Origin of the sequence: Pseudomonas folii, from assembly GCF_014357575.1 — a bacterium.
Classification (GTDB): Bacteria; Pseudomonadota; Gammaproteobacteria; order Pseudomonadales; family Pseudomonadaceae; genus Aquipseudomonas; species Aquipseudomonas folii.
Window position 1 is genome coordinate 46,041 of the sequence record NZ_JACONW010000017.1, and the last position, 11,252, is coordinate 57,292.

At 57.6% G+C, this 11,252-nt stretch carries 10 protein-coding genes; 7 read left to right on the forward strand and 3 right to left on the reverse strand.

Features of this window, described 5'->3' with window-relative positions:
- Positions 1-12 precede the first annotated feature (12 nt).
- From H8S59_RS06190 to H8S59_RS06220, 7 genes are all read left to right on the forward strand, one after another.
- Positions 13-654, forward strand: a complete 642-nt coding sequence (locus H8S59_RS06190) for a YfgM family protein (RefSeq protein ID WP_095094287.1) — start codon at positions 13-15, stop codon at positions 652-654.
- Positions 647-1,798 (forward strand): outer membrane protein assembly factor BamB, encoded by a 1,152-nt coding sequence (bamB, locus tag H8S59_RS06195; protein ID WP_095094289.1) that lies wholly within the window; start codon positions 647-649, stop codon positions 1,796-1,798. Before H8S59_RS06190 ends, bamB begins: the two co-directional genes overlap by 8 nt.
- Before the next feature lie 131 nt (positions 1,799-1,929).
- Positions 1,930-3,402, forward strand: a complete 1,473-nt coding sequence (gene der, locus H8S59_RS06200; protein ID WP_027902635.1) for a ribosome biogenesis GTPase Der — start codon at positions 1,930-1,932, stop codon at positions 3,400-3,402.
- A gap of 242 nt (positions 3,403-3,644) precedes the next feature.
- Complete coding sequence (locus H8S59_RS06205; RefSeq protein ID WP_187520835.1) at positions 3,645-4,793, forward strand: pyridoxal phosphate-dependent aminotransferase; 1,149 nt, start codon at positions 3,645-3,647, stop codon at positions 4,791-4,793.
- Positions 4,781-5,572 (forward strand): amidohydrolase, encoded by a 792-nt coding sequence (locus H8S59_RS06210; protein WP_187520836.1) that lies wholly within the window; start codon positions 4,781-4,783, stop codon positions 5,570-5,572. The genes H8S59_RS06205 and H8S59_RS06210 overlap by 13 nt, the downstream gene beginning before the upstream one ends.
- Before the next feature lie 73 nt (positions 5,573-5,645).
- On the forward strand, positions 5,646-6,083 hold the full coding sequence (locus H8S59_RS06215) for a hypothetical protein (protein ID WP_187520837.1): 438 nt from the start codon (positions 5,646-5,648) through the stop codon (positions 6,081-6,083).
- A gap of 162 nt (positions 6,084-6,245) precedes the next feature.
- Positions 6,246-6,671 (forward strand): FlxA-like family protein, encoded by a 426-nt coding sequence (locus tag H8S59_RS06220; protein WP_187520838.1) that lies wholly within the window; start codon positions 6,246-6,248, stop codon positions 6,669-6,671.
- Between the two features lie 239 nt (positions 6,672-6,910).
- Here the strand turns inward: H8S59_RS06220 and leuA are convergent, their stop codons facing one another.
- The 3 genes from leuA to xseA form a co-directional block, all read right to left on the reverse strand.
- Positions 6,911-8,581 (reverse strand): 2-isopropylmalate synthase, encoded by a 1,671-nt coding sequence (leuA, locus tag H8S59_RS06225; RefSeq protein ID WP_095094301.1) that lies wholly within the window; start codon positions 8,579-8,581, stop codon positions 6,911-6,913.
- A 387-nt stretch (positions 8,582-8,968) separates the two neighbouring features.
- Positions 8,969-9,805 (reverse strand): M23 family metallopeptidase, encoded by an 837-nt coding sequence (locus H8S59_RS06230; protein WP_187520839.1) that lies wholly within the window; start codon positions 9,803-9,805, stop codon positions 8,969-8,971.
- 6 nt (positions 9,806-9,811) lie between these two features.
- Positions 9,812-11,191, reverse strand: a complete 1,380-nt coding sequence (gene xseA, locus H8S59_RS06235) for an exodeoxyribonuclease VII large subunit (protein WP_176469857.1) — start codon at positions 11,189-11,191, stop codon at positions 9,812-9,814.
- Positions 11,192-11,252 lie beyond the last annotated feature (61 nt).

Below are 11,252 nucleotides of genomic sequence, written 5' to 3' on the forward strand. Positions count from 1 at the left end.
AGGAGTATTGGGGTGTCAGGTACTGAAGATGATGAACTGGCGGCAATGAAGGACTGGTGGCAGCGCAATGGTAAACCCCTGGTAACGGGTGGTTTGCTGGCGTTGGTAGTGGTGCTTGGCTGGCAGGCCTGGACCAGATACGAAAGCAATCAGTCACAAGGTGCTTCGGCGCTCTACCAGCAATTGCTGGAAACAGCCCTGACGCCAAATGGCCAGGCCGACACGGCCCGTGTTGCTGATATCGCCAACAAGCTCAAGAGCGAGTTCGGCGGTTCTGCCTATGCTCAGTACGGCAGCCTGTTCGTGGCCAAGGTGGCCGTCGACAATGGCAAGCTCGATGACGCAGTAGCCGAGTTGAAACTGGTGACTGACAAGCCGGCCAGCGATACGCTGGGCGAAATCGCTCGTCAGCGTCTGGCTCGCGTACTGGCTGCACAGAACAAGGCTGACGACGCGCTGAAACTGCTCGATGGCGATGCTGAAAAGGCATTCCTGGCCAGCCGTGAAGAACTCAAGGGTGACCTGCTGGTACAGCTGGGCCGCACCGACGAGGCCCATGCTGCATACCAAAAAGCCAAATCCGCGCTGTCTGAAGAAGCGGCCGTAGGTGGCTTACAAATGAAGCTCGACGACCTGGCCAAAGGGGATGCGTGACGTGATCCGTTGGAAACATGCAGCATTGCTGGCCCTGGCCATTTTGGCCGCGGGTTGCAGCAGCAACAGCAAAAAGGAATTGCCACCGGCCGAACTGACCGACTTCAAAGAAGAAGTCGTGCTGCAGAAGCAGTGGAGCCGCTCCATTGGTGAGGGGCAGGGCGAGACCTACAACATGTTGGTTCCGGCTATCGATGGCGACCGTATCTTCGCCAGTGATGTAGAAGGTTACATCGTCTCGATGGACCGAATGAACGGTAATGTCATTTGGGAAAAGGACCTTGAGTTGCCTGTTTCCGGCGCTGTCGGCGTTGGTTACGGCATGCTGATGGTCGGTACCCTGAAGGGCGAAATCGTTGTGCTGGATTCCAGCACCGGTGAAGAGAAGTGGCGCGCTCGCGTGACCAGTGAAGTGCTGGCCCCGCCTGCAACCAATGGTGATGTGGTCGTGGTTCAGACTCAGGATGACCGCGTAGTTGGCTTTGATGCCGCTACTGGTAACCAGCGCTGGATTTACGAAAGCACGCCAGCGGTACTGACCCTGCGCGGTACTGGCGCGCCGATCGTAACCAACCACCTTGCGGTGGCGGGTCTGTCGACCGGTAAAGTGGTTGCACTGGACACCACCAACGGTGTGCCGGTCTGGGAGCAGCGTGTCGCTGTTCCGCAAGGCCGCTCCGAGCTGGATCGCGTCGTCGATATCGACGGCGGTCTGCTGTTGTCCGGTGGTACGTTGTACGTCGCTACCTACCAGGGCCGGGTTGCCGGTCTGGAACTGGAAAGCGGCCGTGTCATCTGGCAGCGCGATGCATCGAGCTACTCCGGTGTCGCCCAGGGCTTTGGTAGCGTTTACGCCAGTCTGGCTTCCGGCACCGTTGAAGGGATCGACGAGCGTTCGTCCTCCGCCTTGTGGAGCAACGAAGCACTTGCCCGTCGTCAACTGGGTTCGCCAGAAGTGTTCTCCAGCTATGTAGCCGTTGGCGACATGGAAGGCTATCTGCACCTGTTGAGCCAGGTTGATGGTCGTTTCGTGGGCCGCGAGCGCATCGACAGTGACGGCCTTCGTGCGCGTCCGTTGGTAGTGGGTGACATGATTTACGTCTACGGCAACAGCGGCAAGCTGGAAGCCCTGACGATCAAGTAATGACTTGAGGCCTGAGCCTCTAGCGACCCCGCTTCGGCGGGGTTTGCAGCGCCTTGCGGTGCTGCCCCGAACTCCGGCCGCTGCCCTGCAGCGGCTTTTGTATTTTCTGAAATAACGAAGTGGAGAGCCGCATGGTTCCCGTAATCGCCCTGGTGGGTCGACCGAACGTCGGCAAGTCCACCTTGTTCAACCGCCTGACCAGGACTCGCGACGCCATCGTCGGCGATCTGTCCGGTCTGACCCGTGATCGCCAATACGGTGAGGCCAAGTGGCAAGGGCGCTCCTACATTCTGATCGACACCGGCGGTATCTCCGGTGATGAACACGGTATGGACGAAAAGATGGCCGAGCAGTCGCTGCTGGCCATCGAAGAAGCTGATGTCGTTCTGTTCCTCGTTGATGCGAAGGCTGGCTTTACTGCCGCTGACCAGATGATTGGCGAGCACTTGCGCAAACGTGGCAAGCGCTCCTACGTGGTAGCCAACAAGGTCGACAACATCGACCCGGAAATGGCCCGCGCCGAATTCGCGCCACTGGGGATGGGTGATGCCATTCCGGTCGCCGGTGCTCACGGTCGCGGCATCAGCCAGATGCTGGAAATCGCCCTCAGCCAGTTCCCGAAAGACGAAGGGGAAGAGGATGAGGAAGGCGAAGCCGAGGTGGTTGCGGAAGGCCAGGAAGCCAAGCGCATCCCTGGTCCTAGCGAAAAAGACGGTATCAAGATCGCCATCATTGGTCGCCCTAACGTCGGCAAGTCGACACTGGTCAACCGCATGCTGGGTGAAGATCGGGTTATCGTTTATGACGAGCCGGGCACCACCCGCGACAGTATCTATATCCCGTTCGAGCGTAACGACGAGAAGTACACGCTGATCGATACGGCCGGTGTGCGTAAACGCGGCAAGATCCACGAGGAAGTTGAAAAGTTCTCGGTGGTGAAAACCCTGCAAGCCATCAAGGACGCCAACGTGGTGATCTTTGTCATGGACGCTCGCGAAGGCGTGGTCGATCACGACTTGAACCTGCTGGGCTTCGCCCTGGAAGCAGGTCGCGCACTGGTTATCGCGCTGAACAAATGGGACGGCATGGTCCCGAGCGAGCGTGACTATGTGAAGACCGAGCTTGAGCGCCGGTTGTTCTTCGTCGACTTCGCTGACATTCACTTCATTTCGGCACTGCACGGCACTGGCGTGGGCAACCTGTACCAATCGGTGCAGAACTCCTTCAAGTCTGCAGTGACCCGTTGGCCAACCAGCCGTCTGACGCAGATTCTCGAAGATGCGGTCAGCGAGCATGCGCCACCAATGGTGGGCAGCCGTCGTATCAAGCTGCGTTACGCTCACTTGGGTGGTGCTAACCCGCCGTTGATCGTGATCCACGGTAACCAGGTCGAGAAAGTACCGAAGTCTTACGTCCGGTATCTGGAAAATACCTACCGCCGCGTGCTGAAACTGGTCGGTACGCCGATCCGTATCGAGTTCAAAGGCGGCGAGAACCCGTACGAAGGCAACAAGAACACGCTGACAGACCGCCAGGTCAACAAGAAGCGTCGAATGATGTCGCACCACAAGAAAGCCGACAAGAAGCGCAGAGACAAGCGCTGATTGGTGTGTAGGACCGGCTTTAGCCGGGAGGAGGGCGTTACATTCTCGACATCTTCTTGTTTGGGACATCGCTCTCCCGGCTAAAGCCGGTCCTACGGGGTCTGGGGGATTTACTCGCTGATTGTGTAAAAAGCTTTCTCAATAAAAGGCGCTAATCGCGCCTTTTTTTATGCGCGCGCTATGGGCTATCCTGCCTGACCCGTGCCACCGTGGAGCCGGGCGTACAGCAGGAACAAGGCCCCATGATTGACAGCAAGTTGCCCAATGTTGGCACCACTATTTTTACCGTCATGTCCCAGCTCGCCGCTGAGACGGGCGCGATCAACCTGTCCCAGGGTTTCCCCGATTTCGATGGTCCCCAAGCGCTGCGCGATGCATTGAGTCGTCACGTCGCCGAAGGTCATAACCAATATGCACCCATGACCGGCTTGCCAGCGCTGCGCCAACAGGTCGCGGCAAAGATCTCTCGCTGCTATGGCCGTCAGGTTAATGCCGACACCGAAATCACCATTACTCCGGGCGCTACTCAGGCCATTTTCTGTGCAATTCAGGCAGTCATTCGGTCCGGCGACGAAGTGATCGTATTCGATCCTTGCTACGACAGTTACGAACCCTCGGTCGAGCTGGCGGGTGGGCGCTGCGTGCATGTGCAACTCGATTTGAATGATTTCTCCATCGACTGGCAAAAGCTTGGCGATGCGCTGAGCCCACGCACCCGGATGATCATCATCAACAGCCCGCATAACCCGAGCGGTGCACTGATCAGTCGCTCTGAACTGGATCAACTGGCTGCACTGATCGCCAACCGGGATATCTACCTTGTCAGCGACGAGGTCTATGAGCATCTGGTATTCGATGGCGTTCAGCACGTCAGCATCCTGAGCCATGAAGAGCTGTATCAACGCTCCTTTGTAGTCAGTTCATTCGGCAAGACTTACCACGTTACAGGCTGGAAAACCGGCTACGTAGTAGCGCCGCCCGCACTAAGTGCCGAATTGCGCAAGGTCCATCAGTACGTCAGTTTCTGTGGTGTCACGCCGTTGCAATGGGCCTTGGCTGACTTCATGGCTGAGCAGCCTGAACACGTTGAAGAGTTGCCTGGTTTTTATCAGGCCAAACGTGATTTCTTCTGCGATCAATTGCAGGGTTCACGCTTTACGTTCGATCGTGTCGGCGGCACCTACTTTCAGCTTGTGAACTACGCGCAAATCCGCCCCGACCTCAACGATGTCGAGATGTCGCTGTGGATGACCCGCGAACATGGTGTCGCGAGTATTCCCGTTTCGGTCTTTTACCAAAACCCACCCGAAGGTCAGCGCTTGATCCGGTTGTGCTTCGCAAAACGTGAGGAGACGCTGCGTCAGGCGGCGGAAAAACTATGCGCGATCTGAGTGAACTGCCGAACCTGAACGTAGCGCTGGTGCAGACCTCTTTGGTCTGGCATGACCGCAAGGCCAACCTTGAGCACTTCGCCATGCTCCTGGCGCCGGTCAAGGGCGCTGACCTGGTGATCCTGCCGGAAATGTTCACCACGGGGTTCTCCATGGACTCTGAGACTCTGGCCGAGCCGGAAGCCGGTCCGACATCCAGATGGATGCTGGAGCAGGCCAGGCTGCTGGATGCGGTTATCACCGGTAGCGTTATCGTCAAAGCAGCTGATGGCAGTCATCGCAATCGGCTGTTGTGGGCGCGACCGGATGGTGAGTTGCTGCACTACGACAAGCGTCATCTGTTTCGCATGGCGGGTGAGCATGAGCATTACAGCCCAGGCGAGCGTCAGGTGCAGTTTGAGCTCAAGGGATGGCGTGTGCGTCCGCTGATCTGCTACGACCTGCGTTTTCCCGTCTGGAGCCGGGATGCCCAGCACACCGATTTGCTGCTCTACACCGCGAACTGGCCGGGTGCCCGACGCATGCACTGGAACCGTCTGCTGCCTGCACGGGCAATCGAGAACCTGTGTTACGTAGCCGCCGTGAATCGGACCGGGACCGACGGTAAAGGCTTTGCTTATACCGGTGACAGTCAGGTGCTCGATTTTCAGGGTGAAAGCCTGTTCAACGCCGGGGAGGCCGATGGCGTTTTCGAGGTCACGCTGAATGCCGCGGACCTGGCGGCTTACCGGACAAAGTTTCCGGCTCATCTCGATGCCGATACATTCGAGATACACTAAATCCGTTCAGCACAGGTGGAGCATGTCGATATAACAGACAGAGATGACTCAATGTTTCTATCTGGAGATCGACATGACCACCATCAACACATCGTCCCTCAACACCTACGCAAGTTCCTTCAGCGTCACTATCAAGAAAGACGACGCGGCGACTGCTGCTGCCAGTTCGGACGCCACGGCTGCGACGGGCGATGAAGCCGGCACAGACAGCTCCAAAGTCGCTGCTGGTGGTGCAGCTGCGGGTGGAGGTGCGGCGGGAAGTTCGACTTCCGACAGCACTCAGGAAAGTATCAAGAAGCTGCAAGAGCAGATCGAGAAAACCGAGAAGCTTTTGAAAGAGCAACAACAGCAATTGGCCGCTGCGCAAAACAGTAATGGTACCCCTGAGGAAAAAGCTCAGAAGGCCATGGCGATTCAGGCACAGATTTCCAGTACCAACGCGACACTTGCTTCGCAAGAAGCTGCTTTGGTGCAACTGACCACATCTGGCGGTATCGACACGACGGCCTGATGATAGCTGCACCGCACTTATAGACTGGCTTTCGCCACGTTGAAACGCCTTGAGGCTTTGTTGCTTCCGGGCGGTTTGTGCTGCGTGTCACAAAATCCTGTGCAGTAGCTTCAGTTCTGCCTTGGGCGGCCGATAACGCGCATAACCGCTCAGGAGTCGACCATGACTACAATCAATACCAGTTCTTTGGGTCTCTACCCTGCAACGCTGACTGCCACCATCAAAAGCAATGCAGATGCCAAGGCCAGTGAAACCGAGTCTGGCGATTCGGTCCCGAGCAAAATCAATGTCGATTTGCGCGGCAACGTCTACCAGACTGACGACACCAAAGCAGGTGCCGCAGCGCCATCGAGCCCGGCCGATGAGGCCATCGCGAATTTGCAGAAGCAGATAAAAGAGGTTCAGAAGCAGCTATTGCGTGAACAGCAGCAACTGGCTGCGGCTCAGAACAGTAAAGGTTCCGAGACCGAAAAGGCTTCCCGAATCATGGCGATCCAGCAGCAGATTTCAGGTACCTCTGCGCAATTGGCAACCTTGCAGGCTTCGCTGCTCGAATTGATGAAAGGCAATATTAAAACGACCGCCTGATACTTGCGCTTAAACAAAAAGGCCCTGAAGCTTTCACTTCAGGGCCTTTTTTGTTGCGTCGGGAAGCAGGCGTGGGCCTTGTAGGACCGGCTTTAGCCGGGAGGACATTAGTCCCGACAACGAACTTGCATCGACTGTGCTGGAGTTCTCCCGGCTGAAGCCAGTCCTACAGAGATATCTCTCAACCAGAAGTTGTACTTAACCTCTTGGCGGCGGGTTGCCGCCAAAAGGTATAGCGCTTATGCAGCCTTCGCTTCTGCCTGACTCAACGAACGGTTCAGTGCGCTGAACAGTGCCTTGAAGCTCGCGGTGGTGATGTTCTCATCGACACCCACACCGTGGACCGCACGATCACCGTTCACACGCAGCTCGATGTAGGCAGCGGCTTTGGCCGTGGTGCCTGCGCCGATGGCGTGCTCGTTGTAGTCCATGATTTCCACGCCAATCGGCAGGCTCGATACCAGCGCTTCCAGTGCGCCGTTGCCTTTGCCTTTCCAGCGCTGGGTTTCATCGTTGACGCTGACTTCGGCGTCCACTGCACTGGTGTTGTTCTCTTCCTGCAGGCGGTGGCTGATCAGCGCGTAAGGCTTATTGGCCTGCAGGTATTCACGCTTGAACAACGCGTAGATCTGCTGGGCGCTCATTTCCAGGCCCAGACGATCGGTTTCGCCCTGAACCACCTGGCTGAACTCGATCTGCATGCGACGGGGCAGGGAGATGCCGTATTCCTGTTCCAGCAAGTAGGTGATGCCGCCTTTGCCGGACTGGCTGTTGACGCGGATCACCGCCTCATAGCTGCGGCCGATATCAGCCGGGTCGATTGGCAAGTAAGGCACTTCCCACAGCGCATCGTCTTTCTGCTGGGCAAAGCCTTTGCGGATTGCATCCTGGTGCGAGCCGGAGAATGCAGTGTGAACCAGGTCGCCGACGTAAGGTGCACGTGGGTGAACCGGAATCTGATTGCACTCCTCAACCACTTTACGCACGCCGTCGATATCGGAGAAGTCCAGTTGCGGGTCCAGACCCTGGGTGTACATGTTCAGAGCCACGGTCACCAGATCCACGTTACCGGTACGTTCGCCGTTACCGAACAGGCAGCCTTCAACACGATCTGCGCCCGCCATCAGACCCAGCTCTGTAGCGGCAATGCCAGTACCACGGTCGTTGTGGGTGTGCAGGCTGATGATCACGCTGTCACGACGATTGATGTTGCGGCAGAACCATTCGATCTGGTCGGCGTAGATGTTCGGGGTGGCAACTTCAACCGTGGCAGGCAGATTGAGGATGACCTTGTTCTCAGGCGTCGCATTCCAGACTTCGATGACCGCGTCACAGACTTCCTTGGCGAAGTCCAGCTCAGTGGCGCTGAAGGTCTCCGGAGAGTATTCGAAGGTCCACTGGGTTTCAGGCTGTTCTGCTGCGTATTTCACAAACAGCTTGGCGGCGCTGACTGCGATTTCCTTCACGCCTGCCTTGTCCTGATTGAAGACAATGCGTCGGAACGACGGGCTGGTGGCGTTATACAGGTGAACGATGGCCTTCTTCGCGCCGCGCAGTGATTCGAAGGTGCGGGCAATCAGGTCTTCACGGCCCTGGGTCAGCACTTGAATAGTGGTGTCGTCCGGGATGTGGCCGTCTTCGATCAGTGTACGTACGAAGTCAAAGTCGGTCTGCGAAGCTGCCGGGAACGACGCTTCGATTTCCTTGACGCCGACGTTGACCAGAGTCTTCCAGAAACGCAGCTTTTTCACCGCATCCATAGGCTCGATCAGGGATTGGTTGCCGTCACGAAGGTCCGAGCTGCACCAGATCGGCGCCGCAGTGATGGTCTTGGAAGGCCAGGTGCGGTCAGGCAGATCAATGGTCGGGAAAGCACGGTACTTCTTCGAGGGATCTTTGAGCATTGGCATCGGAGCGAATCCTTTGGGTACTTATTTTGTATGGGCCGGGAGAAGGCGGCCAACCGATAAAGCGAAAGGCGGGGTGAGGCACATCGATCTAGCCTGGCAGTCGTGCACTGACCAGGCTGAGACAGCGATGTTGCCGCAACAAAATGAGGGTTTGAGAGGTTTTCATAAGGCCAACCGTACTCATTAGGGTGAAAGTTGGCAAGCAGTTGAAAAAAATTGAGAGAAGTTCTCTGGAATCGGATTTTTGTGGTTGTTTATGGTTGACGCTTTGAGGATTTGGATTTTTTATTGCGCAAGTTCGTTTCCTTGTAGGAGCTGCCGCAGGCTGCGAAACGATGTGACAGACAAAATGGCTTCGCAGTCTGCGGCAGCTCCTACAGAAAATTCTTACGGCTGAAACGCGCCAATGAATATCGCTGGATCAACCCGGGCATCGTTCAGGCTGACGTTCCAGTGCATGTGCGGGCCTGTGGCTCGTCCGGTTGAGCCAACGCGACCCACCACACCACCGCGAGGCACTGCATCGCCGACTTTCACGTCGATCTTCGACATGTGGCAGAACATGCTGATGAAGCCCTGACCGTGGTCGACAAATACCGTATTGCCGTTGAAAAAGTAATTCCCGGTCAGGATCACTTTACCTGCCGCAGGCGCCTTGATCGGCGTCCCCGCCGGGACCGCGAAGTCCAGCCCTGAATGGGGATTGCGCTCTTCGCCGTTGAAGAACCTGCGTACGCCGAACTTACTGGAGAGCGGACCGGCTACGGGTTTGTCCAGCGCCAGGTTGCTCGGCGTGCCGGGGCTGAAGCTGCGATAGGCCTTCAACTGCTCGGCCAGTTCGCCATCGATGCGTTTCAGGTCATCCGGATTGGGATTGACCTGACGCTGATTTCTCAGAGTGATGCGTTGCTCCGGGTACTTCTTGTTGCCGACGACAAAGTTCAGGGTGCGATTGCCGCTGGCATCTTTTGCTATCAACTTCTGCGCGCCTGGTTTAACCGTCAGAGGCACGCCGACAATCGCCAGCCAGCGAACGCCCTGTTCCTTGACCACCAGGACCGGTTTGCCGTCGTACGTGGCGGTTGGTGCCTGCGCGGCATTACCCAGATCAACCACTGCGACACCTCCGGGCACCGGCTTGTTCAGCAGACGGGTGATGTAACTGTCAGCGTGGGCGGGCAGGCACAGGCAAAGAGCGAACACGGGGGCAAGAAAACGCAGCATCAATAATCAATCCAGAAGAGAAAGGGTGACAGGCGTCAGGTGATTGTCTTCGACCCGCACTTGCAGTTCGCCTTCGCCAAGTCGGGCGGTCAGACGCTGGCCGGTGCGTGTTTGTGCTGCGTTGCGAATCGCATGACCGCGCTCGTCGAGCAAAATGCTGTAACCCCGACCCAGCGTCGCCAGCGGGCTGACCACTTGCAGGGTTTGTACCTGGGTTTGCAATTGCAGACGGCGGGTTTTCAGCGTGTCGCGCATGGCTTTGGGCAGACGCTCAGCCAGCACGTCCAGACGCTGGCGCAGAAAAGCCAGGGTTCGGCCGGGATGCTGTGCGGCGAGACGGCTTTCCAGATGAGCGAGCCTGACTTGCCGCTTATGCGTTTGCTGCTCGAAGGCTCGGCGCATGCGCATGTCCAGATCATCCAGACGTTGCGCTTGCTGACGCAGGCGTTCGCCTGGATGTCGTAAACGACGGGAAACACCTTCCAGACGCAAGCGCTCACGCATCAGCTTGTCTTTTATACGGCTGACCAATCGACGATGCAGGTTGTCCACCCGGCGATGCAGGTCGCTGGAGTCGGGGGCCAGCAGCTCAGCGGCGGCGGAGGGCGTCGGTGCGCGCACGTCCGCCACAAAGTCGCTGATGGACACATCGGTTTCATGGCCGACGGCACTGACGATAGGCGTAACGCAGGCGTCGATGGCGCGAGCCACTGCTTCTTCGTTGAAGCACCAGAGGTCCTCCAGCGAGCCGCCACCGCGTGCCAGGATCAACGCATCGAAACCGCGTGCATCTGCCAGCTTTAAAGCACGGACAATCTGGTTGATGGCTTCGCGGCCTTGAACTGCGGTCGGGATCAGCGTGAGTTCCACCTGGGGCGCACGACGCCGGAAGACGCTGATGATGTCGCGGATCACGGCGCCGGTCGGCGAGCTGATAATCCCGATGCGCTGCGGGTGAAGGGGCAGGGCGACTTTGCGCTCGGCGCTGAACAAGCCTTCGGCGCTGAGCTTTTCTTTCAGTGCATCGAAAGCAAGCCGCAGCGCGCCGTCACCCGCAGGCTCTACGGTATCGAGAATCAACTGATAGTCGCCGCGCCCTTCAAACAGCGAAACCTTGCCCCGTACCTTGACCTGCAAGCCATCCTTCAACGCCTGACGAACTCGCGCTGCGCTTTGCCGGAACAGTGCGCAACGGACCTGAGCCCCCGAGTCCTTCAAGGTGAAGTACACATGACCGGATGCCGGGCGCGACAGGTTGGAGATTTCGCCCTCGACCCAGATATTGCTGAACACGTCCTCCAGCAACACCCGGGCACGGCCGTTGAGCTGGCTGACAGTAAGGACTTCCCGGTCGAGGCCGAGTCTTGCGAAGGGGTCTTTGATCATGGTGGGCATGATAAAGGCAATGCACAGCAAGCGCACGACGGGAAATACATCTCTGCCTGAA

Coding starts and splice junctions, on each gene's coding strand:
- bamB (WP_095094289.1), top strand. CDS start 647: ATGCGTGACGTGATCCGTTGGAAACATGCAGCATTGCTGGCCCTGGCC.
- der (WP_027902635.1), top strand. CDS start 1,930: ATGGTTCCCGTAATCGCCCTGGTGGGTCGACCGAACGTCGGCAAGTCC.
- H8S59_RS06205 (WP_187520835.1), top strand. CDS start 3,645: ATGATTGACAGCAAGTTGCCCAATGTTGGCACCACTATTTTTACCGTC.
- H8S59_RS06210 (WP_187520836.1), top strand. CDS start 4,781: ATGCGCGATCTGAGTGAACTGCCGAACCTGAACGTAGCGCTGGTGCAG.
- H8S59_RS06215 (WP_187520837.1), top strand. CDS start 5,646: ATGACCACCATCAACACATCGTCCCTCAACACCTACGCAAGTTCCTTC.
- H8S59_RS06220 (WP_187520838.1), top strand. CDS start 6,246: ATGACTACAATCAATACCAGTTCTTTGGGTCTCTACCCTGCAACGCTG.
- leuA (WP_095094301.1), bottom strand. CDS start 8,581: ATGCCAATGCTCAAAGATCCCTCGAAGAAGTACCGTGCTTTCCCGACC.
- H8S59_RS06230 (WP_187520839.1), bottom strand. CDS start 9,805: ATGCTGCGTTTTCTTGCCCCCGTGTTCGCTCTTTGCCTGTGCCTGCCC.
- xseA (WP_176469857.1), bottom strand. CDS start 11,191: ATGATCAAAGACCCCTTCGCAAGACTCGGCCTCGACCGGGAAGTCCTT.